General features: G+C 64.7%; 24 protein-coding genes. 16 read left to right on the top strand and 8 right to left on the bottom strand.

All coding sequences use genetic code 11. The annotated features are described in order from the left end of the window. The first annotated feature begins 895 nt into the window (after positions 1 to 895). From mdoH to hemC, 5 genes are all read left to right on the top strand, one after another. A complete protein-coding gene (gene mdoH / locus FFY45_RS11435) occupies positions 896 to 2,833 on the top strand; it encodes a glucans biosynthesis glucosyltransferase MdoH (RefSeq protein WP_023905203.1) in 1,938 nt (645 codons plus the stop codon). A gap of 157 nt (positions 2,834 to 2,990) precedes the next feature. Next, positions 2,991 to 3,656: an alpha/beta hydrolase gene (locus FFY45_RS11430; RefSeq protein ID WP_176340519.1), complete on the top strand. Its 666-nt coding sequence runs from the start codon at positions 2,991 to 2,993 to the stop codon at positions 3,654 to 3,656. Positions 3,657 to 3,660: 4 nt separating this feature from the next. Then, on the top strand, positions 3,661 to 4,713 hold the full coding sequence (locus tag FFY45_RS11425) for a sensor histidine kinase (protein WP_104552244.1): 1,053 nt from the start codon (positions 3,661 to 3,663) through the stop codon (positions 4,711 to 4,713). Between the two features lie 30 nt (positions 4,714 to 4,743). Next, the gene (locus FFY45_RS11420; RefSeq protein WP_176340518.1) at positions 4,744 to 5,475 is read left to right on the top strand and encodes a LytR/AlgR family response regulator transcription factor; all 732 of its coding nucleotides are present in this window, start codon (positions 4,744 to 4,746) and stop codon (positions 5,473 to 5,475) included. Between the two features lie 159 nt (positions 5,476 to 5,634). After that, positions 5,635 to 6,549 carry a hydroxymethylbilane synthase gene (hemC, locus tag FFY45_RS11415; RefSeq protein WP_176340517.1) on the top strand — a complete coding sequence of 305 codons (915 nt, stop codon included), beginning with the start codon at positions 5,635 to 5,637 and terminating at the stop codon, positions 6,547 to 6,549. 197 nt (positions 6,550 to 6,746) lie between these two features. Here hemC and FFY45_RS11410 read toward each other — a convergent pair whose 3' ends face one another. Next, positions 6,747 to 7,547, bottom strand: a complete 801-nt coding sequence (locus FFY45_RS11410) for a DUF481 domain-containing protein (protein WP_006451606.1) — start codon at positions 7,545 to 7,547, stop codon at positions 6,747 to 6,749. Between the two features lie 341 nt (positions 7,548 to 7,888). Between FFY45_RS11410 and FFY45_RS11405 the strand changes: the two genes are divergently transcribed. Further along, complete coding sequence (locus FFY45_RS11405; RefSeq protein ID WP_006451607.1) at positions 7,889 to 8,854, top strand: helix-turn-helix transcriptional regulator; 966 nt, start codon at positions 7,889 to 7,891, stop codon at positions 8,852 to 8,854. 78 nt (positions 8,855 to 8,932) lie between these two features. Here FFY45_RS11405 and FFY45_RS11400 read toward each other — a convergent pair whose 3' ends face one another. Beyond that, the gene (locus FFY45_RS11400) at positions 8,933 to 9,502 is read right to left on the bottom strand and encodes a lipocalin family protein (RefSeq protein ID WP_006451608.1); all 570 of its coding nucleotides are present in this window, start codon (positions 9,500 to 9,502) and stop codon (positions 8,933 to 8,935) included. Positions 9,503 to 9,747: 245 nt separating this feature from the next. Between FFY45_RS11400 and FFY45_RS11395 the strand changes: the two genes are divergently transcribed. After that, the gene (locus FFY45_RS11395) at positions 9,748 to 10,059 is read left to right on the top strand and encodes a hypothetical protein (protein WP_176340516.1); all 312 of its coding nucleotides are present in this window, start codon (positions 9,748 to 9,750) and stop codon (positions 10,057 to 10,059) included. A gap of 71 nt (positions 10,060 to 10,130) precedes the next feature. Next, positions 10,131 to 12,224 (top strand): prolyl oligopeptidase family serine peptidase, encoded by a 2,094-nt coding sequence (locus FFY45_RS11390; RefSeq protein WP_176340515.1) that lies wholly within the window; start codon positions 10,131 to 10,133, stop codon positions 12,222 to 12,224. A gap of 624 nt (positions 12,225 to 12,848) precedes the next feature. Here FFY45_RS11390 and FFY45_RS11385 read toward each other — a convergent pair. After that, a complete protein-coding gene (locus FFY45_RS11385) occupies positions 12,849 to 14,033 on the bottom strand; it encodes a pyridoxal phosphate-dependent aminotransferase (protein WP_176340514.1) in 1,185 nt (394 codons plus the stop codon). Between the two features lie 338 nt (positions 14,034 to 14,371). On the opposite strand from FFY45_RS11385, the gene FFY45_RS11380 reads away from it, so the two are divergent. From FFY45_RS11380 to hslU, 8 genes are all read left to right on the top strand, one after another. Continuing rightward, positions 14,372 to 16,486, top strand: a complete 2,115-nt coding sequence (locus FFY45_RS11380; RefSeq protein ID WP_176340513.1) for a S9 family peptidase — start codon at positions 14,372 to 14,374, stop codon at positions 16,484 to 16,486. A gap of 164 nt (positions 16,487 to 16,650) precedes the next feature. Further along, positions 16,651 to 17,049 (top strand): YbaN family protein, encoded by a 399-nt coding sequence (locus tag FFY45_RS11375; protein WP_176340512.1) that lies wholly within the window; start codon positions 16,651 to 16,653, stop codon positions 17,047 to 17,049. A gap of 39 nt (positions 17,050 to 17,088) precedes the next feature. Continuing rightward, positions 17,089 to 17,343, top strand: a complete 255-nt coding sequence (gene lptM / locus FFY45_RS11370; protein WP_006451314.1) for an LPS translocon maturation chaperone LptM — start codon at positions 17,089 to 17,091, stop codon at positions 17,341 to 17,343. Next, positions 17,333 to 18,184 (top strand): diaminopimelate epimerase, encoded by an 852-nt coding sequence (gene dapF / locus FFY45_RS11365; protein WP_176340511.1) that lies wholly within the window; start codon positions 17,333 to 17,335, stop codon positions 18,182 to 18,184. The genes lptM and dapF overlap by 11 nt, the downstream gene beginning before the upstream one ends. Further along, complete coding sequence (locus FFY45_RS11360; protein WP_176340510.1) at positions 18,184 to 18,855, top strand: DUF484 family protein; 672 nt, start codon at positions 18,184 to 18,186, stop codon at positions 18,853 to 18,855. Before dapF ends, FFY45_RS11360 begins: the two co-directional genes overlap by 1 nt. A gap of 79 nt (positions 18,856 to 18,934) precedes the next feature. Further along, positions 18,935 to 19,852, top strand: coding sequence for a tyrosine recombinase XerC (gene xerC, locus FFY45_RS11355; protein ID WP_168958671.1), 918 nt, complete (start codon positions 18,935 to 18,937; stop codon positions 19,850 to 19,852). A gap of 155 nt (positions 19,853 to 20,007) precedes the next feature. Beyond that, on the top strand, positions 20,008 to 20,559 hold the full coding sequence (hslV, locus tag FFY45_RS11350; RefSeq protein ID WP_006451318.1) for an ATP-dependent protease subunit HslV: 552 nt from the start codon (positions 20,008 to 20,010) through the stop codon (positions 20,557 to 20,559). 109 nt (positions 20,560 to 20,668) lie between these two features. Further along, entirely contained in the window at positions 20,669 to 22,036 is a 1,368-nt protein-coding gene (hslU, locus tag FFY45_RS11345; protein WP_176340509.1) for an ATP-dependent protease ATPase subunit HslU, read from the top strand. Positions 22,037 to 22,178: 142 nt separating this feature from the next. Here the strand turns inward: hslU and atpC are convergent, their stop codons facing one another. The 5 genes from atpC to FFY45_RS11320 form a co-directional block, all read right to left on the bottom strand. Continuing rightward, positions 22,179 to 22,625, bottom strand: coding sequence for an ATP synthase F1 subunit epsilon (gene atpC / locus FFY45_RS11340; RefSeq protein ID WP_006451320.1), 447 nt, complete (start codon positions 22,623 to 22,625; stop codon positions 22,179 to 22,181). Positions 22,626 to 22,794: 169 nt separating this feature from the next. Then, positions 22,795 to 23,250 carry a nucleoside deaminase gene (locus FFY45_RS11335; protein ID WP_006451321.1) on the bottom strand — a complete coding sequence of 152 codons (456 nt, stop codon included), beginning with the start codon at positions 23,248 to 23,250 and terminating at the stop codon, positions 22,795 to 22,797. Continuing rightward, positions 23,247 to 23,753, bottom strand: coding sequence for a GNAT family N-acetyltransferase (locus FFY45_RS11330; RefSeq protein ID WP_176340508.1), 507 nt, complete (start codon positions 23,751 to 23,753; stop codon positions 23,247 to 23,249). Before FFY45_RS11330 ends, FFY45_RS11335 begins: the two co-directional genes overlap by 4 nt. Positions 23,754 to 23,835: 82 nt before the next feature. Next, a complete protein-coding gene (locus tag FFY45_RS11325; protein ID WP_176340507.1) occupies positions 23,836 to 24,924 on the bottom strand; it encodes an HlyD family secretion protein in 1,089 nt (362 codons plus the stop codon). After that, positions 24,921 to 26,570, bottom strand: coding sequence for an efflux MFS transporter permease (locus tag FFY45_RS11320; RefSeq protein ID WP_176340506.1), 1,650 nt, complete (start codon positions 26,568 to 26,570; stop codon positions 24,921 to 24,923). Before FFY45_RS11320 ends, FFY45_RS11325 begins: the two co-directional genes overlap by 4 nt. Positions 26,571 to 26,657: the final 87 nt, after the last annotated feature.

Below are 26,657 nucleotides of genomic sequence, written 5' to 3'. Positions count from 1 at the left end.
GCCATCGGTGTTGAACGTGCCGCTGCGATAAGGCTGCCGTCGGCCAGTAACGCGGTAAGTCTTTGCCGGTTTGCATCTGATTGGGTGATTGCGTTGAGTAGTTTTCATCCCACCCTCTCGCACCTGCGGTTTTATCCGGTTGCAGAGCGGAGAGCGGGTGATCTGCGGCTTGGCTGCAGGGCCCTTGCCCGCCCACCATCGCGGGACACGCCGCAAGTACGTCCGTGTAGGCTCTTACGCGGCATCCATGCCGCGTAAGGTCCCGCGACGGTGGGCGGGCAAGGACCAGTCGAGATGGTCGGTGTGCATGCTTTTGAACAAGGCAACCTATTAACTCTCTGGTGCGGTGTCCTTACCGATTGCGGGACCGTGTGGCGGCATGGATGCCGCCACCGAGCCTCCAGGGATGGATTCACGGCGTGTCCCGCGAGCGGTGAGGGCACCGCGCGCTCGACCAGCCAAGCTTCTGACCTGAGTTTCCGACTGCAGCTAACAATGCAACCGATTGCACTTCCTGGCACATCACTTGCAGTTGTCTTACATGACAGCGTGGTTCGCCGCCCGTGACAGCGCGCGCGTCAGGCTGCAATCTGTTGGGGTTGTGTTCGGTCGCTGCGGCGTAGTCTGCCGCGCTGTCCTCGTGGGGTGGGGCGAAGACGACAGAAAGCGGCCTTCGCTTCCTTAACGATCGATTCTTTAGGATGAGCCGCGACGTGAAGTTGCAGCCAGGAGAGCTTGTGCATCGGAGTGGTCTTAGAGCTGCCAAACCTGCGACGTGGTCGCACACCGTCGGGCTCGCCCACGACACGGTGCGTGTGGCAACGGCGTTTTATATAGCGGGGATGGATCTCCCGTTTCAGCCCGCGCTGTCGCCTTCGCGCGACGGGCAGCCTTGATGGACGGCATTGTGACTTCTTCTCCCGCACCTACCGAATTTCCCTCCATCTCCGCCCTCGACGCCGGCCAGCCCACGCTGCCGCCCGAAGCGCCGTTGGCGATGCCCGAACAAGACCTGCGCAAAGGCAGCCTGCAGGTGCCGCATCAGCGTACTGCGCCGGTCGGTATCGGCGTGCGGCGTTTCTATCTGATCGGCGGCACCTTCGCCACCACTGCCGTGGCGGTGTGGGTGATGCTCAGCGTGCTGTGGCCCGGCGGCATCAGCGTGCTGGAAGGCTGCCTGCTCGGGCTGTTCATACTGTTGTTTGCCTGGATCGCGATGTCCTTCGCCAGCGCGGTGGCCGGCTTTGTCACCGTGGTGGCGCGCGCCGGACGCAAGCTCGGCATCGACCCGGATGCACCGCTGCCGACGCTGCACACCCGCACCGCGTTGCTGATGCCCACCTACAACGAAGACCCGCGCCGGCTGCTGGCTGGCCTGCAGGCGATCTACGAATCGGTGGCCGAAACCGGCCAGCTGGAACATTTCGACTTCTTCGTGCTCAGCGACACCACCCGCGAACACATCGGCGCTGCCGAAGAACTGGTCTACAACGAGCTATGCGATCGCGTCGACGGGCATGGGCGCATCTTCTACCGCCGCCGCGCCGACAACGCCGCGCGCAAGGCCGGTAACGTAGCCGACTGGGTGCGTCGTTTCGGCGGCAGCTACCCGCAGATGCTGATCCTGGACGCCGACAGCGTGATGACCGGCGACACCATCGTGCGGCTGGTCGCCGGCATGGAAAACAACCCGGATGTGGGGCTGATCCAGACCCTGCCGGCGGTGGTCAATGGGCAGACCCTGTTTGCCCGCATGCAGCAGTTCGGTGGCCGCGTGTACGGGCCCATCATTGCCTTCGGCGTGGCCTGGTGGCATGGCGCCGAGAGCAATTACTGGGGCCACAACGCCATCATCCGCACCCAGGCATTCGCCGATCACGCCGGCCTGCCGGCGCTGCGCGGGCGCAAGCCGTTCGGCGGGCATGTGCTCAGCCACGATTTTGTCGAAGCGGCGCTGATGCGGCGCGGCGGCTGGGCCATGCACATGGTGCCGTACCTGCAGGGCAGCTACGAAGAAGGCCCGCCGACGCTGACCGACCTGCTGATCCGCGACCGTCGCTGGTGCCAGGGCAACCTGCAGCACGCCAAGGTCGTGGGCGCCAAGGGTCTGCACTGGATCAGCCGCATGCACATGATGATCGGCATCGGGCATTACTTCACCGCGCCGATGTGGGGCATGTTGATGCTGATCGGCATCGGCATTCCGCTGGCCGGGGCCGGCATCGACCTGGCCCAGGGCCTGCCGTTCTCGCCGGCGCGCTATTGGCACGGCAGCAGCGAAGGCAACGCGATCTGGATCTTCGCCTGCACCATGTTCGTGCTGCTCGCGCCAAAGCTGCTGGGCTATATCGCACTGCTGCTCAACCCGCGCGAACTGCGTGCCTGCGGCGGTGCGTTTCGCGCCATGCTGAGCATCCTGCTGGAAACCGTGTTGGCGGCCCTGATGGCGCCGGTGGTGATGTATCTGCAGTCGCGCGGGGTGTTCGAAGTGCTGGCCGGCAAGGATTCGGGTTGGGATGCACAGGTGCGCGACGACGGCAAGCTGGCGTGGCCTGCGCTGCTGCGCAGCTACGGCGGGCTGACCATCTTCGGCCTGTTCATGGGCTCGATGGCCTATGTGGTCTCGCCGTCGCTGGCGGCCTGGATGGCGCCGGTGATCATCGGTATGGCCTTGTCCATTCCGGTGGTGGCACTGACCTCGTTGCGCCGCACCGGCCTGGGTCTGCGGCGGGCCGGCATCTTCTGCATTCCCGAAGAACTCGACCCGCCCAAGGTGCTGGTGCGTGCGGCCGAACTGCGCCGAGCCGCCGCGCTGGAGCCCTCGCTGATCTAGCGCGGCACGCTGCGCGCGGCCTGCCGCGCATGAGTTCGTGCCTGGCAAGCCGCCCCAGGCACGCCCGGACCGATCGCCACGCGTGGCTTGCCCGCTGCGTGATCAGGCCGGCCGATGTCGCAAGGCATAATGCCCAGCCCGCAAGCGGAGCTGGACGATGTTGGAAGTGATCGAACGCGAGACCGGACCGAACCCGCAGTGGACCGTGCTGTGGCTGCACGGCCTGGGTGCCGATGGCAGCGACTTCGCCCCGATGGTGCCGGAACTGGTGCGCCCGCAGTGGCCGGCGCTGCGCTTCGTGTTCCCGCACGCGCCAATCCGCCCGATCACCATCAACAACGGCGTGCGCATGCGCGGTTGGTACGACATCGTCGGCATGGATTTCGCACATCGTGCCGACAAGGCCGGCATTGCCGAATCGGTGGCCCAGATCGAGGCATTGATCGCCCATGAGCAGACCCGCGGCATCGCCCCCGAGCGCATCCTGCTGGCCGGCTTTTCGCAGGGCGGTGCAGTGACCCTGGCGGTCGGTCTGCAGCGCAGCGTTGCGCTGGCCGGGCTGATCGCCCTGTCGACCTATCTGCCCGACCCGACGGCCGCCGCCAGCCAGTTGCAGCCGGCTGCCACTCGCCAACCGGTGTTCATGGCGCATGGCAGCGCCGACCCGGTGGTGCCGTTCGGTGTCGGCGATCAGAGCGCACAGACCTTGCGCACGCTCGGCTTTGAACTGCAATGGCACACCTACCCGATGGGCCATCAGGTCTGCCTGGAAGAGATCGAGGCGCTGCGCAACTGGATGCAGGCGCGCTTCACCGCCGCCTGAGTGCATGGCCCCGCGCGCGCCACAGATCGCCTGGATGCCGGACCTGTGCCGGCTGCCACGATTGGGCGCGATGCTGGGGCTGGCCGAACTGGTGGTGCTGGTGGTGACGCTGGTGCCCGATGCCGGCGCGGCGCGCAGCATCACGCTGTCGCGTTTTGTGTCGGCCAGCGGTCTGGCGTTGTGGTTGGCGCTGGCCGTCACCGTGCTGCTATGCGTCTTGCGGCCCAGCCTGTCGCGGCTGCCGCCCAAGCTGGGCGGCTTGACTGCGTTATCGATCGCCGCCGTCGTGGCGATGCTCGGCGCCGGCATCGTGCACGGCCTGTATGCGGTACTCGGGCAGGCGCCATTGGGGCCGTTGGTGGGCTTCTGGCGGTTCACCCTCGGTAGTGCGGCCACGGTGGTGCTGATCACCGCGCTGGCGCTGCGCTATTTCTATGTCAGCGACCGCTGGGAAGCGCAGGTGCAGGCCAATGCGCGCGCGCAGGCCGATGCCTTGCAGGCGCGCATCCGCCCGCATTTCCTGTTCAACAGCATGAATCTGATCGCCAGCCTGTTGCGGCGCGACCCGGTGGTGGCCGAGCAGGCGGTGCTGGATCTGTCGGATCTGTTCCGCGCCGCGCTCGGTGCCGGCGAAGGCCTGTCCACCTTGCGCGCCGAATGCGAACTGGCCGAGCGCTATCTGGCGATCGAATCGCTGCGCCTGGGCGAACGCCTGCAGGTGCGCTGGCATCGCCAGGAACCCTTGCCGTGGGAGTTGCCGATGCCGCGCCTGGTGCTGCAACCGCTGGTGGAAAATGCGGTATTGCACGGGATTTCGCGCCTGCCCGAGGGCGGCACGCTGTACCTGTCGTTGCGCCAGCGCGGCAACCAGTTGCAGATCCGCATCGTCAATCCGGCTCCGCAGCCGGGCACGCAGTTGCCGCTGCTTGCCGGCGCCGGGCACGCCCAGGCCAGCATCTCGCACCGGCTGGCGTTTCAGTTCGGGGCCGGGGCACGGATGGCGGCCAGCTGGGCTGAGGGCTACTATGCCTGTGAGATCACATTGCCGCTGCCGTGAGGGGAAAGTCACGGCAGCGAGGGGGAGTCCATGACGGCCACGCAAGTGCGGGTGCTGATCGCCGATGACGAGCCGCTGGCGCGCGAGCGCCTGCGCATGCTGCTGGGCGAGCATCCGCACGTCGAGGTGATCGGCGAGGCCGAAAACGGCCAGCAGGTGCTGCAGCAATGCCAGCACCTGCATCCGGACCTGGTGCTGCTGGACATCGCCATGCCCGGCGTCGACGGCCTGGAAACCGCGCGCCTGCTGCGCCAAGGCCAGCAACCGCCGGCGGTGGTGTTCTGCACCGCCTACGACCAGCACGCACTGTCGGCCTTCGACGCCGCCGCACTGGATTACCTGATGAAGCCGGTGCGCCCGGAGCGCCTGGCCGCCGCACTGGAAAAGGTGGCGACCTTTCTGGCCGGGCGCGCGCCCAGCGCCACCCCGCCACCGCTACGCACGCATTTGTGTGCCCGTCTGCGCGGCAGTCTGCGGCTGATCGCCATCGGCGACATCCGCTATCTGCAGGCCGAAGAGAAGTACGTCATCGTCCACCACACCCGTGGCGAGGACCTGATCGAAGAGTCGCTCAAATCGCTGGAAGACGAATTCGCCGACCGCCTGGTGCGCATCCATCGCAACTGCCTGGTCGCGCGCGCTGAGCTGGTGGAACTGCGCCGCAGCGGCGATGGCCAGGTGCACGCAGTGCTGCGCAATGTGCCGCACCCCCTGGAAGTGAGCCGCCGCTGCGTGGCCAGCCTGCGCGAGCAATTGCGTTAGCGCGTGTCGTTTGTGTGGGCCAGCTTGCTCAGGTAATTGCATCAACGTGTGCCATGCCGCTTGGGATGAGAGGTGTTGGCCGTCAGCGGCGCGGGTACTGCGTGGGGCCTGCTTGCGCTCCGGATAGGCGTTACGCGTCCGGTCCGGGATAATGGTCCGATGACCACGCTCCGCATCGCCACCCGCAAGAGCCCGCTCGCCCTTTGGCAGAGCGAACACGTCGCCACCGCGCTGCGCCAGCATCATCCCGGGCTGGAGGTCGTGCTGGTGCCGATGAGTACCCGCGGCGACGAAGTGCTGGACCGCTCGCTGGCCGCGATCGGCGGCAAGGGCCTGTTCCTGAAGGAACTGGAGCTGGCGATGCTGCGCGGCGAGGCCGATTGCGCGGTGCATTCGCTCAAGGACGTGCCGATGGAACTGGACGCGCCGTTCGTGCTGCCGGCGATCATGGAGCGTGGCGATGCGGCCGATGCGCTGGTGTCCAACCTCTACGCCACGCTACACGCATTGCCGCTTGGTGCGCGGGTGGGAACGTCGTCGCTGCGGCGCCAGGCGCAGTTGCGCGCCGCGCGCCCGGATCTGGAACTGATCGACCTGCGCGGCAACGTCAACACCCGCCTGGCCAAACTCGATAACGGCGGTTACGACGCCATCGTGCTGGCCTGCGCCGGTTTGCAGCGGCTCGGGTTCGATGCGCGCATCACCGCGCGACTGGACGTGCCGGAGTGGTTGCCGGCACCTGCCCAGGGCGCAGTGGCGGTGGAATGCCGTGGCGACGATGCGCACATCCATGGACTGCTGGCGGTGCTGGATGCCGGCCGCACCCGCGCCTGCGTTGAGGCCGAGCGGGCGATGAACCGCGCGCTGCACGGCAGCTGCCATGTGCCGGTGGCCGCGTTCGCGCGCTGGGACGGCGACGGGTTATTTCTGCAGGGCATGGTCGGCAGCGCCAGCGACGGACGCCTGATCCACGCCGAGGCGCACGGCAGTGCCGAGGACACCGAAGCACTCGGCCGCCTGGTCGCGCAGGGATTGTTCGACAAGGGTGCCGCGCAGTTGTTGGCGGAGCTCTAACGCGGCCGGCAACCTGCGCCGCAAGCGTTGAGCTGTAACGCGGCCTGCATCGACACCTGCGCAGGCTCCAAAGTCGCCACCACGCACGCAATGCCCGCTCTCACGCAACGCCTGCTCCTCGTAGGAGCGGCCTTGGCCGCGAGAGGCTTTACCGGTAAAACCCTCGCGGCCAAGGCCGCTCCTACCTTCGCGGTCGCTTACTTGAACGTGTAGACCAAGTTGACCGTGGTCAGCGTGTCGGTCTTCTTGTCGCCTTCGCTGACCTCGCTGTTGTGGCGCATCTGCCACGCGGCCTTGAGCGCGAAGTGCGAATTCATGCTGACCTGCACGCCGAAATCGTTCTGCGCATAGGTGTTGTATTCGCCCGATTCCACCAGCAGCGTGTTGATCAGATCGGTGTTGTCGGTGACGGTGTATTTGAGATCGAACAGGCCGCGCCCGATCAGGCCGGTCTCGTTGCGATCTTCGTCGCTGTTGTGCGCGCGGCGGATACCCGGGCCCACCTGTGCATCCAGATAGAAACGGTCGGCGTTGATCAGCCGCGTGCCGTAACCGATACCGAAGGTGGCCAGACGGTCGTAGGTGGCGAAGTCGTCGTGTTCGTAACGGCCGGTGGCGGTGAGCTGGCGGTGTTCGCCCAGCTGCAACGCACTGCCCACGCTGCCGGTATAGCGCTCGGCGGTGGTCTGGCGCTCGCGTTCGGTGCTGCCGTCGTCGTTGGTATTGGTGTATTCCGAGCTGGAACGCAGCGCGGTGGCATCCAGGCTGTGGATCCAGTCGCCGTCGGTATAGCGCAAGCGGACCCGGCCATTGAGGCTGTCGGTGGTGCTGTTGCCGTGGGCGGCGGCGTAGCCGAGCTCGCCACTGCTCCCGCTCCACGGCGACGGCATCACAGCGGCAGCGGGGTCCACCGGCGCCGGTGCAACTGCCTGGGCCCAGACGGTAGGCGTGATCAACAACAGCGGCAGCAGGGCAGACAACGGGGCACGGCGGGGCATGGGCAGCTCGCTTTGGAAGGCAGGGGCGAAAGAGGGTGGAAGCGATTTCATGATAACGGACTGGGCGGCTACGTCATGACTAGGTGAACGCCGCGCTTCATTGGCGGTTCGGTCGGTCGTCCCCGACGGCGCCCGATTGGCCTGATCGGGCCAAGCCGGCGCATCCCGATCAGGCGTACGGCGATCGAGCGTGCCACTATCGCGAGTATCACTTGCAGGAGCGATGCAACACCGCAGCAAGGCCGGCCCTGCGCGGGTCTGCGCATGCAGCCGGCCGGCCATTGTCGCTTCTGCCCATCCGCGCTCACCCTGCCGCGCAAAGACTCGGACATAATCCACGCATGGACCGCTACGAACGCATCAACTCGCTGCATCGCTTGCTCAAGTCGGCGCGCTACCCGGTGACGGTGGCGCGGCTGCAGGATGAGCTCAGCTGCTCCCGCGCAACCGTGTATCGCGATCTGGCCTTTCTGCGCGATGCGCTGATGGCGCCGGTGGAAGGCGATGGCGAATCCGGCTTTCGCTATCTGTCCGGCGAAAGCGACCGCTTCGAGTTGCCCGGGCTGTGGCTGAGTTCGGAAGAATTGCACGCGCTGCTGGCCTCGCAGCAGTTGCTCGCGCGCACCGGCGGCGGGGTGTTGTCCTCGATGCTGGCGCCGCTGCAGCAACGCATCGAGGGGTTGCTGGCTGCCCAGGCCGGTGTCTCGCAATGGCCGGTGGATCGGGTGCGGGTGATTCCGCACCGCGGGCGCAAGCTGGACGAGGCGAGCTTCCGCACCGTGGCCTCGGGCGTGCTGGAGCGCAAGCAGCTGAGCTTCGACTACCGCGCACGCTCCACCGACGAATCGACCAAGCGCATCGTCTCCCCGCAGCGCATCACCCATTACCGCGACAACTGGTATCTGGACGCCTGGGATCACGGCCGCGACGGCGTACGCAGTTTTGCGGTGGACCGCATCAATCACGCGCGCCTGCTCGAAACCGTGCCGCGCGATGTGCCCGACAGCGAGCTGGACGAGCAGTTGGCGGCCAGCTACGGCATTTTTTCGGGCGCGCCCAAGGGCTGGGCGACGATCGCCTTCAGTGCCAAGGCCGCGCGCTGGGTCGCCGACGAGCACTGGCATTCCAAGCAGCAGGGGCGCTTTCTGCCCGACGGCCGTTACGAGCTCAAAGTGCCGTACAGCAACTCACGCGAACTGCTGATGGACGTGCTGCATTACGGCTCGGATGCGGAAATCGTTGAGCCGGTGTCGTTGCGCGAGCAGGCCAAGGCGCTGCTGTCGCTGGCGCTGAGCAATTACGACTGAGCGTGGCGCGCAGTACGTAACGCGCACTCGTCAAGCGGCTGTGGACGGTGTGCAGAAACCACCGCCCTACGCGTCAACTCAGCGCTTGTTCGGCACTTCAAAGCCCAGACGGTCCACCTGCTCGCGCAACTGCGGTACGCGTTTGAGCTTGTCGGTGTAGATCGAATAATCGTCGCGCATTTTGTCGACCAGCTTGCGGTACTGGTCGCGGCTCATATCCGGCTTGCGCGCGAAGATCCAGGCCAAATCGCGGCCGGGGTAGGAGATCAGCATCCAGGAACCGTCCGGTGCGATTTCCAGGATGCGTTGCTTGGCCGGGATGACCTTGTAGAACCATACCCGCCAGTCGCGGTTGCCGCTCTCTGCGTCTACCGAGGCGCGTGCGCTGACTTCTTTTTCCGGCTCGCCGAACCCGTCGCGATACAGATAGCGCACCGCCACCTTGCCGTCTTCGACCAGGGTGTACTCGTCGCGGCTGGTGACATGACCGCGTTCCACCGGGTTGGGCATGCGCGCAATCACGTACCAGGTGCCCATGATCTTGGACAGATCGACCGCTGGTTCGTCGGTTGGTGTGTCCTTTGCATGCGCCACGGGCAGGCCGAGGACGAGCAGGAAAGCGAGGGCGATCGAAACGGTCAGGCGCATCGCAACATCACGAAAGGGGCGGTTGGGTCAGCACACTACCTCATGCAGGGGGCAAGTTCGCGTCAACGGTCGTGTCTGGCGTCGGTGGCTGCGTTTTGCCCGCCTGAGCGGGGGGCGCAGGTGCCTGGATTGGTGGCGGCGATCGCAGCCGTCTCCGCCGCGCCGCGCCCAGGTCGCAGTCGGTGAGATGGACGCAGGCAATCCTGCCGGCCTGTTGTGATCCTTACCTGCCACGGAGTGCCGCCATGTCGCATCGTCCTACCGCTCGTTCCGAACGTCCCGACCCGCGCGTGCTGCGCCCGGTCCGGCAGATTGCCCTGGCCGGGCTGGCCCTGGTGCTGGTCTGGCCGGCCGCGCGCGGCCACAGCGAATGGATCGGCTGGCTGCCGCTGTGGCTGGTCGGCATGCCGATGCTGGCCTGGTGGAGCCTGCACCGGTTCGCGTTGCCGACCCTGCGGCGGCCCGGCACGCGACGCGTTGCGCCACGTCGGCGCGGGCCACAGGCACAGCGCCGACGCAACGCTTCGCGAACCGCGCCACAGGTGCGCGCGGCCTGACCTTCGGCAGGGTCGGGCGGGCGGAGGGCTGTGCTACGGTCCGGCCGTCCGCTCGTTCTCCCGGAAAATTCATGTCCAAATTCGCCTCGATCTGCCTGGTTGCCGGCCTGATCACCGCTGGCGCCGTCTCTGCAGAGGAAACCGCCGTGTCCAACGATCCCTACGCCTGGCTGGAAGATGTCACCGGCGCCAAACCGCTGGAGTGGGTGAAGGCGCAAAACGCCAAGACCGAAGCGCGGCTGGCTGCCACGCCCGCGTTCACGCAGATGGAAACCAGCATCCGCGAAGTGCTGGATTCGGATGCCAAGATTCCCGGCGTCCAGAAGATCGGCCCGTACTACTACAACTTCTGGAAGGACAAGCAGCACGAGCGCGGGCTGTGGCGGCGCACCACGCTGGACGAGTACCGCAAGCCGGCGCCCAAGTGGGAGACCGTGCTGGATCTGGATGCGCTCAACAAGGCCGAAGGCGAGAACTGGGTCTGGCACGGTGCCGACTGCCTGCGCCCGGACTACCAGCGCTGCCTGATCGCGCTGTCGCGCGGCGGCGCCGATGCCGATGTCACGCGCGAGTTCGATCTGGCCGGCAAGCAGTGGGTCAAGGACGGCTTCTTCCGTCCGGAAGCCAAGGGTGGCCTGGGCTGGGTCGATAAAGACACCGTCTACGTCTACACCGATTTCGGCCCCGGCGCGCTGACCAGCTCCGGCTACCCGCGCATCGCCAAGCAGTGGAAGCGCGGCACCCCGCTGAGCGCAGCCACGGTGGTATACGAAGGCAAGCCGACTGATATGTACATCGCCGCGATGCACGACGACACGCCCGGATTCGAGCGCGATTTCGTCAGCCGCACGCTGGCCTTCTACAACGAAGAGCTGTATTTCAAGGGTGCCGACGGCAAGCTGGTCAAGGTGGATGCGCCCAACTCGGCCAGTAAGGCGGTCAAGCGCGAATGGCTGACGCTGGAACTGCGCGATCCGTGGACGGTGGGCGGCAAGACCTACAAGGCCGGCTCTTTGCTGGTCACGCGGTTTGACGACTTCATGGCGGGCAAGCGTAATTTCGATGTGCTGTTCGAGCCCACCGACACCACCTCGCTGGCCGGCATCGCCTGGACCAAATCGCACCTGGTGTTGAACGTGCTGGAAGACGTCAAGAATCGCCTGAGCGTGGTCACACCCTCGCAGGATGGCTGGAAGAAGAGCGCCTTCGTCGGTGCGCCAGCGTTCGGTACCGTGGATGTCAGCGCGGTGGACAGCGACGACAGCGACGCGCTGTGGTTGACCGTCACCGATTATCTGACCCCCACCACGTTGTCGTGGGTGGAGGTGGGCAGCGCGCCGCAACCGCTCAAGACCATGCCGGCGTTCTTCGATGCCGGCAAGGACAGCATCGAACAGCACTTTGCCACCAGCAAGGACGGCACCCGCGTGCCGTATTTCCTGGTGCGTCCCAAGGACCTGAAGCTTGACGGCAGTGCACCGACGCTGCTGTACGGCTACGGCGGCTTCGAAATCTCGATGACGCCGAATTATTCCGGCTCAATGGGCCGCGCCTGGCTGGAAAAGGGCGGCGTCTACGTGGTGGCCAACATCCGCGGCGGTGGCGAATACGGCCCGCGCTGGCACCAGGCCGCGCTCAAGCAGAACCGCCACAAGGCCTACGAAGACATGGCTGCGGTGGCCAAGGACCTGGTCACGCGCAAGATCACCTCGACCAAGCATCTGGGCGTGCAGGGCGGCAGCAACGGCGGCCTGATGACCGGCAACATGCTCACCCAGTATCCGGAGCTGTTCGGTGCGGTGGTGGTGCAGGTGCCATTATTGGACATGAAGCGCTATAGCCATCTGCTGGCCGGCGCGTCGTGGATGGCCGAATACGGCAACCCGGATACCGACGACTGGAAGTTCATCCAGACCTTTTCGCCGTATCACCTGTTCGATGCGAAAAAGAGCTATCCGCCGGTGATCTTCCTGACTTCCACCCGCGATGACCGGGTGCATCCGGGCCACGCGCGCAAGATGGCGGCCAAGATGATCGAGGCCGGCAAGGACGTGACCTACTACGAGAACATCGAAGGTGGACACGGCGGTGCGGCCAACAATGCGCAGGCGGCGCACATGGCGGCGCTGGCCTACAGCTTCCTGTGGGAGCGGTTGGCCGATTGAGGCGCCGGCCGGAAGTGGTTCTGTAAGTCGAGTTGCTTTCGTTGTGTCCTGCTCTGAAGAAAGCCCTGGGTCGATTGGCTCAGGGCTTCTTTATGCTTCCTTCTCCCTGCGGGAGAAGGTGCCCGAAGGGCGGATGAGGGTACGGTTTGCACGCGATAGTTGATGCTTGCTCAATGAAGCAACTGCGGAAGTAGAGTTTCGAGCAGAGGCTTGAGGCAAAGCCAAGGCCAAGGCCAAGGCTTCCGCGCCTTGCGGCGCGGGTTACTTTTGTTTCGGCAAAAGTAACCAAAACCATGTCGCCCGACGCGATCCGGTGCGATGGAGCCGCACCGGTGCCCTGCGCTCCTCGCCACACGCGGCACGGCGCCCAAACTCGCTACGCTCAGACAGGGCGCCTCTTCGGCCACGCGTGGCTGCGGTGCTCGGCTCGCTCTAGGGCGAGGGGAGGCACAAGCCAGCAGCCAGAAAGAAAAAGCGCAAAAACAGAAGCGCAAAAGCAAAAGAACAAAAAAGCTCAGAGGCAGAAAAACAGCAGCTATGGCTGTCTATATCGACTGCAATGAGTGTGCTGCTGCGGCTAAATGCAGCTGCAGAGATTGACCGTGCAAATCACGCGTCGCGAAATCAAAGATGCCGCAACCCACGCGCAATCCGCTCTACCGCCTGCTCAAGGCGCGGCAGGCTCTGGGTGTACGCAATACGGACGTGTTGATTGGCGCGATGAAAGCCGAAGTCGATGCCTGGGGTGAAGGCGACATGTTCGGTTTCCAGGAAGTGGGCGCAGAAGGCTTGGGCATCGCCGGAGAATGCGCTGATATCGGCGTACAGATAAAACGCGCCTTGCGGCTCGACGTCGATCTTGAAACCCAATGTGCGCAAGGCAGGCAGTAAATAATCGCGACGTTGCTGAAACTCGGCCCGGCGGGCTTCGAAGATGGCGATGCTTTCTGGCGTAAAACAGGCCAGCGCGGCGTGTTGGGCGATGGTGGAGGCGCTGATGTACAGATTCTGCGCGAGTTTCTCCAGCTCGGGCACCGCCCTGGGTGGGGCGATCAGCCAGCCCAGGCGCCAGCCGGTCATGCCGAAATACTTGGAGAAACTGTTCAATACGAAGGCACCGTCGTCTACTTCCAGCACGCTGTGCGCATCCATGCCATAGGTCAGGCCGTGGTAGATCTCGTCCACCACCAGATGGCCGCCGTGTGCTCGTAGCGCCTGCGACAAGCCGGCCAGTTGTTCGCGCGACAGCACACTGCCGGTGGGGTTCGCCGGCGAGGCGACCAATGCGCCGACGCTATCGGCATTCCAGCAGGCGTCCACCAGGCCGGGCGTCAGTTGGTAATCGGTGTCCGCGCCGACCGGCACCAGTTGTGCGGCGCCTTCGACCAGGCGCAGAAAGTGACGGTTGCACGGATAGCCGGGGTCGGCGAGCAGCCAGTGTTTGTTCGGATCGACCAACAGACTGCTGGCAAGCAGCAAGGCGCCGGAACCGCCGGGCGTGACCAGGATGCGTTCCGGATCGATGTCGCAGCCATAGCGCTGCGCATAAAACCCAGCGATGGCTGCGCGCAGTGCAGGAAGGCCGCGTGCGGCGGTGTAGCGGGTGTGCCCGGCGGCCAATGCGGCCTGTCCGGCGGCAACGATCGGTGCGGCGGTGGTGAAATCCGGTTCGCCGATTTCCAGGTGGATCACATCGTGGCCGGCCTGTTCGAGCGCGTTGGCGCGCGCCAGCAGCGACATCACATGGAACGGCGCGATGTCCTGACTGCGACGGCTATAACCGGAGGAGTGCGGAGGCGTGGTATCCATCGGCAGGATGGTAGACCAGTCATTGCACAGGTTTTGTTACCGCGCGGCAAAGATCACCGCGCGTCCGGGCGTGTGCGTCACCATATGGATAACCATCGGGACCAGGTGCGTGCCCGCCGAATGCGAACGTAGTCCTTACGCGCAGACACGCACGGCCATCGGGTTCTAGCGGTCGCTGCCCGACTTGCCGCAGGCCATACACGATCATCCTGATCCCAGACGTCGCAACTTCGCTATCGCGCGCGGCACCAGACTCCTGGCACATGACGCTGCGCGCCGGTCTCTTCTACACTCGGGCGCTGGGATGGCATTGCGTTCATCCAACGGACCCCAATCTGATGAAGCCTGTCCTGACTCTTCTGATCGCCAGCCTGATGACCACATCTGTTCCCTCCGCCTTTGCAGCTCTCCCGTCGCCGCCGGACGTGGCCAAGCACCCGCATGTGGTCAAGGCCCCGTTCGGTGCAACCCGCAACGACGATTACTACTGGTTGCGCGACGACAAGCGCGAAGACAAGGCGATGCTGGCCTACCTCAACGCCGAGAACGCCTACACCGACACGGTGATGGCGCCGCTGAAGCCGTTGGAAGACACGCTGTATACCGAGATCGTCGGGCGCATCAAGCAGGACGACGCCAGCGTGCCGTATCGCGCACGTGGCTACTGGTATTACACCCGTTTCGAAGCCGGCAAGGATTACCCGATCCAGGCGCGCCGTAAAGGCAGCATGGAGGCACCGGAAGAGATCCTGCTCGACGTCAATCAGATGGCCGCAGGCAAGGGCTATTTCAGTGTCGGCGATGCGGAAGTCAGTCAGGACAATCGCATCCTGGCCTGGGCCGACGATGCCGTGGGCCGTCGCCAGTACACGATCCGTTTCAAGAATCTGGACACCGGCGAGATCTACCCGGACACCGTGGAAGGTGTCGCCGCGAACGTGGTCTGGGCCGACGACAACAAGACCCTGTTCTATATCGAAAACGATCCGGAAACGCTGCTCACCGTGCGCGTGAAGAAGCACGTGCTGGGCACGCCGTCCAAGAGCGACGTGCTGGTCTATGAGGAGAAGGACGACAGCTTCTACATGGGCATCGGCCGCACCCGCGACGACAAGTACATCGTGATCGGCGTGGAAAGCACGGTGTCGTCAGAATCGCGCTACGCACCGGCCGACAAGCCCGAGCGCTTCACCGTGCTGGCCAAGCGCGAGCGCGATGTCGAATATCACCCCGAGCATTTCGACGGCCGCTGGGTGATCCGCACCAATGCCGACGACGCCAAGAACTTCAAACTGGTGACTGCGCCCACCGATGCGACCACGCGCAAGCAGTGGACCGATTGGGTGGCGCACGACGACAACGTCTACATCGAAAATTTTGAGCTGTTCGATGGCTTTACTGCGATCGAAGAGCGCTCCGGTGGGCTGGAACGCGTACGCCTGCTCAAGCGCGATGGCAGTCATGAGTACGTCAAGGCAGATGAGCCGGCGTATTCGATGGGCCTGGCGATCAATGCCGAGCCTGACACGGCCTGGTTGCGTTACAGCTATACCTCGCTGACCACACCGGCAACGACGTACGAGCTCAATACGCAGACCGGCGAGCGCAAGTTGCTCAAGCAGCAGCCGGTGATCGGCTACGACCCCAGCAAGTACGTCACCGAGCGCGTGTGGGTGACTGCGCGCGACGGCGTCAAGGTGCCGGTGTCGCTGGTCTACAAGCAGGGTTTCAAGAAGGACGGCACTGCCGCGCTGTTCCAGTACGCCTATGGCAGCTACGGCATGTCGATGGACCCGGCGTTCAATCTGCCGGCGATCAGCCTGGTGGACCGTGGCGTGGTGTATGCCATCGCGCATATCCGCGGCGGGCAGGAGATGGGCCGGCAGTGGTATGACGACGGCAAGTTGCTGCACAAGAAGAACACCTTCACCGACTTCGTCGATGTCACGCGCGGGTTGGTTGCGCAGGGCTATGCAGCCAAGGATCGCGTCGCCGCATCCGGTGGCAGCGCCGGTGGCCTGCTGATGGGCGCGGTGGCCAACATGGCCCCGCAGGACTACCGCGTGATGGTCGCGCAGGTGCCGTTCGTCGATGTGGTCACCACCATGCTCGACGCCAGCATCCCGCTCACCACCAACGAATACGACGAGTGGGGCAACCCGGAAAACAAGGCCTATTACGACTACATGCTGTCGTACTCCCCGTACGACAACGTGCGCAAACAGGCCTACCCGGCAATGTTCGTCGGTACCGGTCTGTGGGATTCGCAGGTGCAGTATTGGGAACCGGCCAAGTGGGTCGCCAAACTGCGCGACGACAACACCGGCGCCCAGCCGATCGTGTTCCGCACCAACATGGAAGCCGGCCACGGGGGCAAGTCCGGCCGCTTCCGTCGCTACCGCGAGGCGGCCGAATCGTATGCGTTTGTGCTGGATCAGCTTGGGGTCAAGTAGGTGAGGGGCGGGGATTTGGGAATCGGGATTTGGGATTGGTAAGAGCAGGGCTCTCCAGTTCCTGCGTGCAGACGTACCCTCATCCGCCCTTCGGGCACCTTCTCCCGGTGGGAGAAGGGGGGGCGCTGACCACCTCACCCCCCCACTGGTCGTATCATTTACCCATGACGCGACCGACTCGATTCCGCTGGGCCTGGTGGTTGCTGGCCTACGCCAGCCTGGCCACCGGCATCGTCGGTATCTTCGTGCCCGGGTTGCCGACCACCGTCTTCATTCTTATTTCCGCCTGGGCCGCCTCGCATGGCTCCGAGCGTCTGCACAACTGGCTGCTCTCGCATCCGCGCTTCGGCCCTGCCATTGTCGAATGGCAGACCTATCGCGCGGTCAGCCGCAAGGCCAAATGGATGGCCACGCTCACCATGACCGTCTGCGCCGGCATCATGCTGTGGTGCGTGCCGGTGTTCTGGGTCAAATGCCTGTCGATCGGCAGTATGGTGGTGGTGGCGATCTGGCTGTGGCTGCGCCCCGAGCCGCCACCGCGCGCGCTGCCCACCGCGCCCTGAGCGCACGGCAGTCAGGGTGTTCTGGCTATACTTCGGTGCATGAGTATTCTGTCCCGACCATCCGTTCGCCTCGCACTGGTTGGTGCGACCTTTGTCCTGCTTGCCGCTTGCGGTAACAAGGGCCCGCTGGTGATGCCGCAGAAGCCGGTTCCGGTGGAAGCCCAGCCCGTGCCGCAGCCGCCGGATGCGCCGCAACCGCTGGACGAGTCGACGCCGGCGCCTGCGCCGGTGAACACCGACACCCAGCCCGCGTCCACCACCGACCAGCCCGCTAGCCGCGGCAATGAGCGCTGACGGTCGCAGCGAGCGTCTGCGTTTCACCAAAATGCATGGCGCCGGCAACGATTTCGTGGTGCTGGACCTGCGCGACGGCACGCCACCGCCGGATGCCGCGCTGGCCGCACGTCTGGCCGACCGCCACTTCGGCGTGGGCTGCGACCAGATCCTGACCATCGAAGCGCCACGCAGCAGCGAGGCGGTGGCCGCCTACGGCATCTGGAATTCCGACGGCTCGGCCGCGCGCCAATGCGGCAACGGCGCGCGCTGTGTCGCGGCCTGGTTGGTGCGCGATGGCACGGCGCAGGGCGATGAATTCGTCATCGACAGCCCGTTCACCGCGCACCGCGTGCAGCGTCTTGACGCCGGCACCTATGCGGTGGCGATGGGCGTGCCGCACTTCGAGCCCACGCAGATCCCGTTGGCCGGCTTTGCACATGCGCGCGAGGAATACGCGCTGCCGGTGCACGGCGAGACGGTGCGCTTTGGCGCGGTGTCGATGGGCAACCCCCACGCCGTGATCGAGGTGGGTCGCGTGGATGCTGCGCCGGTGGAGCGCGTGGGTGGATTGTTGCAGCAGAATGCCGCGTTTCCCGATTCGGTCAACGTCGGTTTCGTCCAAGTTGTCGAGCCCACGCATGTGCGTCTACGCGTGTTCGAGCGCGGCGTCGGCGAAACCCTGGCCTGCGGCAGTGGCGCGTGCGCGGCGGCGGTGGTGCTGATGCAGCGCGGCCGTGTGGAACGCGATGTGCGCGTGTCCTTGCCCGGTGGCGAGCTGCGCATCCGCTGGGCCGGCGATCAGGAACAAGTGGTGATGTCCGGCCCGGCGGTGTTCGTTTTCGATGGAGAGTGGAACTGATGAGCGAGAGCGTGGATAAATTCAGCGCGCACGAAGTGGCCACGTGGTTGCGGCGCCACCCGACCTTCCTCAAACAGTTCCCGGACCTTGCGGTGAGTTTGCTGGTGCCACGCGACGACGGCCCGACCGCATCGCTGGCCACCTATCAGCTGGAAGTGTTGCGCGACAAGAATCGCGAACTGTCGCGGCGGTTGCACGAACTTGGCCACAATGCGCAGGACAACGAACGCCTGGCGGTGCGCACGCATCAACTGACGCTGGCGCTGATGCGTCAGACCAGCGCGGCCGATACGCTCAAGGCGATGGCGGCCTCGCTGGCAGAAGATTTCAATGGCGAACTGGTGCGACTGGTGTTGCTGACGCCGGTCGCCGGACTGGACGCCGACTGGCTGCAGGTCATCGCCGCCGATGACGCGCGCTTGGAGCCGTTCCGCGATTGTCTGAGCGACGGCGAGCCGATCTGCGGCCGCCTGCAGACCGAAAAACATGCACTGCTGTATGCCGAGCAAGCCGCCGAGGTGCAATCGACTGCGCTGCTGCCGTTGCCCGGCATCGGCCTGATCGCGGTCGGCAGCAGCGATGCCAATCGCTTCTATCCCGGCATGGGAACGCTGTTTCTGCGCATGATGGGCGAATCGTTGAGCGTCGCACTGCAACGCTTCGACGCATGATGCGCACCGCAGGGCGCGCCGATGCGAGCGACCTGCAGTGGATGGTTGCTCCGATGGCGCGGCAGCGAGGAATTTAAAGATGTCTTCGGTCGAAGACTTTCTTTCATATCTTCAGGTCGAACGGCAGGTGTCTGCGCACACGCTGGATGCCTATCGACGCGATCTGGCTGCGTTGGTGAGCTGGGCGGCCGAGCAAAAGAGTGAAGATGGCGCGCCGTTGGATGCTGCGCTGCTGGACAGCGCGCAACTCACCAGCGCGCAGTTGCGCCAGTTCGTCGCTGCCGAGCATCGACGCGGTCTGTCGCCCAAGAGCCTGCAGCGCCGGCTCTCGGCATGCCGTAGCTATTACGCCTGGCTGCTCAAGCATGGCCGCATTGCAGCCAGCCCGGCGGCAGCGATGCGTGCGCCCAAGGCGCCGCGCAAATTGCCGCAGGTATTGGATGCCGATGAAGCGGTGCGCCTGGTCGAAGTGCCGACCGATGCGCCGCTGGGCTTGCGCGACCGCGCCTTGCTGGAGTTGTTCTATTCTTCCGGTCTGCGCTTGAGTGAGCTATGCGCGCTGCGCTGGCGCGATCTGGATCTGGAGAGCGGCCTGGTGATGGTGCTGGGCAAGGGCGAAAAGCAGCGCCTGGTGCCGGTGGGGTCGCATGCGATCACCGCACTGCGCGCGTGGCTACGCGATAGCGGCGGGCGTGCCGAAACGCATGTGTTCCCCGGCCGTGCGGGCGGTGCGATTTCGCAACGTGCGGTACAGATCCGCATCAAGCAACTGGCGGTGCGCCAGGGCATGTTCAAGGACGTGCATCCGCATATGCTGCGGCACAGTTTTGCCAGCCATATTCTTGAATCGTCCGGCGATCTGCGCGGCGTGCAGGAGTTGCTCGGCCACTCGGATATTGCCACCACGCAGATTTATACGCATCTGGATTTCCAGCATCTGGCCAAGGTCTACGACGCCGCGCATCCGCGTGCCAAGCGCAAGAAAGCTGATGAGTGAGTGCGGGCGAAGCGCGCGCACACTGACATGTCCAAGCAGTGCGCTCGCACTCCTGCCGTCTGAGCGCGCTGCATCAGCCGCCCGCAGTACATGCGCGCAGCATGCTTGAACCCGGCAGGGGCGTCCCCACCTCATTGGAAACCCCCGGAGGACCCATGGACCCCAGCCAGAATCCCAACATCGTTCACGCCACCACCATCATTTCGGTTCGGCGTGGTGGGCATGTCGCCGTTGCCGGCGATGGCCAGGTCACGCTTGGCCATACCGTCATGAAGGGCAATGCGCGCAAGGTGCGCCGGCTTGGCCGCGAGGGTCAGGTGTTGGCCGGTTTTGCCGGCGCTGCCGCCGATGCGTTCACCTTGTTCGAGTTGTTCGAAGCCAAGCTCGACAAGCACGGCCAGCTGACTCGCGCAGCGGTGGAATTGGCCAAGGATTGGCGCACCGAGCGCCGCCTTGGCAAGCTCGAAGCCCTGCTTGCGGTCGCCGATAAAGAGACCTCGCTGATCATCAGCGGCACCGGCGATGTAATCGAACCGGAAGACGGCATCATCGCCATCGGCTCGGGTGGTTCGTACGCCTTGTCGGCCGCCCGCGCGCTGTTGGCGCACACCGAACTGGATGCCAAGACCATCGCCACCGAAGCGATCCACATCGCTGGCGATATCTGTATCTATACCAATCGCAATGTGGTGGTCGAAGAGCTGTGAATCGGGAGTGGGGAATCGGGAATCGCAACAGCGGTTTCGTCTCCACTCCAACGATATAGGTTCTTGATTCTTGCCCCACGATTCCCCATTCCCAATTCTCGACTTCCCAATGCCAAATCCCGATACCTCAACCATGACTCCGCGCGAAATCGTGCAGGAGCTCGACCGTCATATCGTTGGCCAGCACGACGCCAAGCGCGCGGTGGCCATTGCGCTGCGCAACCGCTGGCGGCGCATGCAGTTGCCGGAAGAACTGCGCAACGAAGTGATGCCCAAGAACATCCTGATGATCGGCCCCACCGGCGTCGGCAAGACCGAGATCGCGCGGCGTCTGGCCACATTGGCCAATGCGCCCTTCGTCAAGGTGGAAGCCACGCGCTTTACCGAAGTGGGCTACGTCGGCAAGGACGTGGAACAGATCATTCGCGATCTGGCCGATACCTCGGTCAAGCTGTATCGCGAGCAGGCCAAGGTGCGCGTGCGCAACCAGGCCGAAGAACGTGCCGAAGACCGCATCCTGGATGCGTTGCTGCCGCGACGTGCCGTCGGGATTGGTTTCGACCCGGAGGCCGCGCGTCACGAGCCGTCGTCGCAGGACAACGACACCCGCATCAAGTTTCGCCGCATGCTGCGCAATGGCGAGCTGGACGAGCGCGAAATCGAACTGGAAGTCGCGGTCAACGCCAGCATGGACATCATGACCCCGCCGGGCATGGAAGAAATGGGCCAGCAGCTGCGGCAGATGTTTTCCAATCTGGGCAGCGGCAAGTCGCAGAAGCGCAAACTCACCATCAAGGCCGCGCGCCCGCTGCTGATCGAAGAAGAGGCTGGCAAGCTGGTCAACGAAGACGACGTACGTGCTGCAGCGATCGAAGCCTGCGAGCAGCATGGCATCGTGTTCATCGATGAGATCGACAAGGTCGCCAAGCGTGGCGAAGCCGGTTCGACCGGTGGCGATGTAAGTCGCGAAGGTGTGCAGCGCGATCTGCTGCCATTGGTAGAAGGTTCCAACGTGTCGACCAAGTACGGCACGGTCAAGACCGACCATATCCTCTTCATCGCGTCCGGCGCGTTTCATCTGGCCAAGCCCAGCGATCTGATTCCCGAATTGCAGGGCCGTTTCCCGATCCGGGTGGAATTGACCGCACTGACCAAGGCCGATTTCGTGCGCATCCTTACCGAGCCCAAGGCCGCGTTGATCAAGCAGTACGAAGCCTTGTTGCAAACCGAGGGCGTGAACTTGACCTTCGGTGCCGATGCGGTGGACCGGCTGGCCGAGATCGCCGCGCAGGTCAACGAGCGCCAGGAGAATATCGGTGCGCGTCGTCTGCACACGGTGCTGGAGCGCTTGCTGGATACGCTTAGCTACGAAGCCCCGGATCGCGATGGACAGAGCGTCGCCGTGGACGCGGCGTATGTCGATGCGCAGTTGGGTGAGCTGGTGCAGGATCCGGATCTGAGCCGCTACATCCTTTAAGGCATGCAGGGTGTTGCAACGCAAAGGCCCGCCGATTCGGCGGGCCTTTGCGTTGCGTGCATCGCGCATCGAAATCAGCAACGCGTGACATGCCTGATTGCAGCGCGCATGCACAAGGCGGCGCGGCGACTGCGTGCCATCGTTAGCGAGAAGCACCATGGCGCAGATTGGCGCTGTAGCGATGCAGTAACTCCATGTGCACCTGCGCGTAGGCGGTGTCGGTCAGGCTGGTGGCCAGTGGCGAGGTGACTGCAGCCCGCGCCGCTTCCGCGCGCGCCTGGTCCAGATCTTCGCTGCGTGCGGCCAGATCGGCGAGCACGAACACCTTGTCCGGCTGCACTTCCACGTAGCCACCGCAGACATAGATCTGCAACGGCTCGCCGCTGACCGGGTGGATATGCAGCATGCCTTCGGCCAGGATGGTCAGCAGCGGCGTGTGCCGTGCCATCACGCCGAAGCGGCCCTCGCTTCCGGGAAGGCTGACCTCGCGCACTTCGCCGCTCCACAACGCACCGCTCAGGCTGACGATGTCCAGCTGCAGGGAATGCGCAGTGGACGTGTTGGACACCTGTTCGTTGGCCGCTGCCATCAATGATCTACCGGGTAAAACGCGAGCTTAGCGCCCGGCGTGTCAAAAGACCTTGATTGATATCAACTCAGATGAGCGTGCCGAGCGTTGCGCGTGGATGGCACGTGCAACGCGGCGTGCGCTGTGCTTACGCGTGCGGGCAAGCGCTGTCCAGTCTGCTCAAGCGGCGTCAGTCTTCGCCGATGTCTTCGTTCCACACATCGGGGTTGGCGGAAATATAGCCGCCCAGCAAGTCGATGCATTCCTGGCTTTGCAGGTCGATGACGTTGACGCCGTGCTCGCGCAGCCAGGACACGCCGCCCTGGAAGGTGACCGACTCGCCAACCACCACCGTGCCGATATTGAACTGGCGTACCAGCCCGCTGCAGTACCAGCAGGGTGCCAGCGTGGTCACCATGATGGTGTCCTTGTAGCGGCGCTGGCGGCCGGCCTTGCGGAAGGCATCGGTCTCGCCGTGCACGGAGGGATCGTTTTCCTGTACGCGGCGGTTGTGACCGCAACCGAGCAGACGCCCGTCGTTGTGATACAGCGCAGCGCCGATCGGGATGCCGCCTTCGGCCAGGCCTTGGCGGGCTTCGGCGATGGCGGTGTCGAGCAGGGCGCGGTAGTCGGGGGTGGTGATCATGCAGGCTCCTGGGTGGCAGCGTCGGCGCGACGCAGCATGTCGGTGTGGGGAATGCCGTCTTCCAGATACACGGCGGAAGATGGCGTAAAACCGTGTGCGGCATAGAACGCTTGCAGGTGCGATTGCGCACCCAGTTGCACTGCGCTGGCGGGCCAGTGTTGCTGCACCACGCGCAAGCCTTCGCGTAGCAGCGCATGCGCAAAGCCGTGACCACGCTGTGCGGCGGCAATGACCACCCGGCCGATACCGGGTTCGGGATAACTCACGCCGGGCGGCAACACGCGCAGATACGCGGCCAACGCAGCGTCGTCAGTGCTGCCGAGCAGATGCAGCACGCCCGGTAACACATCCTTGCCGTCCAGCTCCGGATACGCGCACTGCTGCTCCACCACAAACACATCCGAGCGCAGCCGCAGCAGCGCATACAGCTGCGTAGTGCTCAGGTGCTCGAAGCGCAGGCATTGCCAGCGCAGCGAGAGCGAATGGGAGGACGAAGACGACATCACCGCATGATAGCGACTACGTTGGCTTAGAGTGGCTAACAAAACGTAGCGAGCGGCTGCGTAGTAGTTTTGTTAGCCGCTCTTAGTCGACTGCGCTGCCGGTGTCGATTGCCACCACCACCGACATGCCCGCGCGCAGGCGCGCTGCCAGCGGCTGGCCGGGATCGATGCTGATGCGCAGCGGTATACGCTGGGCGATCTTGACGAAATTGCCGGTGGCGTTATCGGCCGGCAACACGCTGAACTCCGAGCCGGCGGCCGGGGAAATTTCCTGTACGCGCCCGTGCAGACGTGCATTGTTCAGCGCATCCACGCTGAAGCTGGCGGGCTGGCCGATGCGGATCTTCGCCATCTGGGTTTCCTTGAAATTGGCCACGATCCACAGCGTGTCCGGCACCAGCGACATCAGCTGCGTGCCATTGGTGACGTAGGCGCCCTGGCGCACGCCGAGCTGACCGAGCTGGCCATCGCGCGGGGCAACAATGCGCGTGTTGTCCAGATTGATCTGCGCCAGTTGCACGGCCGCTTGCGCGTTGGCAACCGCCGCTTGCAGCGCGGCGCGATTGACGGTGACGCTGCGTGCATTTTCTTCGGCGGCCTGCACCGCGGCGCGTGCCTGCGCCACGCCGGCATCGGCCTGTGCGCGTGCGGCGAAGGCGGTGTCGCGATCCTGCTCGGAGACCAATTGCTGGCTGGCCAGTTGCTGCGTGCGTGCGTACGCCGAGCGGGTGCGATCGCGCTGCGCCTGATTGCTGCTCAGTGCCGCGCGTTGTTCGGCGATGGTGGCATCGGCGCTATGCCGCTGCTGGTCCCAGTTGGACAGGTTGGCTTGCGCGGTCTGCACCTGCGCCCTGGCCTGTTCGAGTTGCTGGGCATAGATGCGGTCGTCGATTTTGGCCAGCAACTGGCCGTGCTTCACATGCGCGAAATCCTGCACCGGCACGTCGGTGACATAGCCGCTGACCTGTGGTGCGATCACGGTGATCTGCCCGTGCACCATCGCGTTCTCGGTACGCTCGATGGCACTGACGAACGGCGGCAGGCGCCATGCATACAGCACCAGCAACACGCCAATGAGCGCAAGCCCGCCGAAGCCGAGTGCGCCAGCGATGCGGCGACGTCTGCGACGTTGCTGATCGGCAAGAGAAGTTGAATCTGCAGGTGTATTCATGGGCGCGCAGTGGAAACAGGAGAGAGGGGCGACACGGGTGGGCGCACATAACGCCGCCACACCAGCACGGACAGGATCCATAGCCCGGTGGCGATGGCGATGCAGCCGATCAACAGAAACACGTCGTTATAGGCGAGCACATTGGCTTCGCGCGTGGCCACGCTGCCCAGGGCGCGCACGCCCTGGGCCTGGCGCAGGGCAGGGTCGCCGATGCTGCGGCCGTACAGGCTTGCATAGGCTTGCACGCGCGCGGCCACTTGCGGGTCGCTCAACACAAGGTGCTCGACCAGCTGACTGGAATGGTATTTCTCCCGCACCACCTGCACCGTGCCGAGCAGGGCGCTGCCAAGCAGGCCGCCCATGTTCTGCGCCATGCCGAACAGCACCACGAAACTGATCAGATTGCCGGGTTGCGCAATCACCCGGCCCAGCCCCGCGACCATTGCCGGGCCGATGAAGAAGGTGCTGCCGAAGGCCAGCAGGAACTGGCTGACGTACATCTGTTCGGGGCGGGTGAGGCTGGTGGCATCGGCATCCATGAAACAACCGATACAGATCGCGGCAACCGCAATGATCAGATGCTCGGCCACCCGCGCCGGATTGATCAGCCACGCGCTGGCGGCCACGCCGGCCACCGCGCCCAACAGCATCAGCGCGAACAAGGTCTGCAATTGTGTGTTCGCCAGCCCCAGGGTCTGGAAAAAGCCGATCGCGCCAGTGCTTTGTTCGGACAGCACCAGCCGGATCAGCAGGATTGCCAGGCCCAGCCGCAGCATGTCGCCGCTGGCCAGCCAGCGCGTATTGATCATCGGGTTGCGGCGGTTGTGCTCGATCCACGCCGCCGTGCACAGCAGCACGATGGAGGCGGCAAGCACTACGCCCAGCCACGGCGTACTGGTCCACCACAGCAACCGTCCCAGCGAGAGCACCGCCGCCAGACCGGCCGAACCGGCCGCGAACAGGCTGAAGGTGAGGAAATCCAGTGGCTCGAACACCCGATAGCGATCGCTCGGCGGCAGCTTGAGCGCCAGCACGCAGGCCAGCGCAAACACCGCCAGGCCGAATTCGAACAGATACAGGCCCTGCCACTCGCCAAATTCCAGCAGATCGGTGGAAAACACCCGCGCCAACGGCAATGCGAGTTGCGTGACGCCCAGCCCGGTCACCACCGCCTTGAGCCGGTACCTGGCTGGAAACGCCTGGATCACGTAATACAGCCCCAGCGAACTGAGCGCCGCGCCCACCAGCCCGTGCGCAGCACGCACGGTAATGGCAGAGCTCAGGCTGTGCACGAACAGATGCGCGAAGGCGATGGCCGCATACAGCGCCAGGAAGATTTCGGTGAAGCGGCGCAGCCCGAACTGCTGGCGAAACTTCACCAGCAGCAGGTTGGCCGACATGTTGGTCATCACGTAGGCGGCCGGCAGCCAGGCCATTTCAGTGGCGTAGGCGCCCAGCGTGCCTTGCAGATAGGTCAGGTTGGCGGTGACCAGCGCATTGCTCAGCCCACCGGTCAGCGCCACCACCACGCCGACCAGCCCGTACTGGATGCGCCGCCGGGTGGGGTGCAGGGGCGTGGAGGCCGACCCTGGCAGGGTGGGCTTCTCATGGGGCTGCCAGTCGCGCTGGACGTACTTGTCGCGCACCGAATGCTCGCTGGGCCAGTCGCTGAAGAAGACGGCGATTGTGGTCCGGTTGCGGTCATGGCGGCGTCAGCAGTGCGATAATCCACC

It is taken from the genome of Xanthomonas hortorum, from assembly GCF_011305375.1.
GTDB lineage: Bacteria > Pseudomonadota > Gammaproteobacteria > Xanthomonadales > Xanthomonadaceae > Xanthomonas > Xanthomonas hortorum_E.
This window is presented reverse-complemented; position numbering and strand designations above follow the sequence as displayed.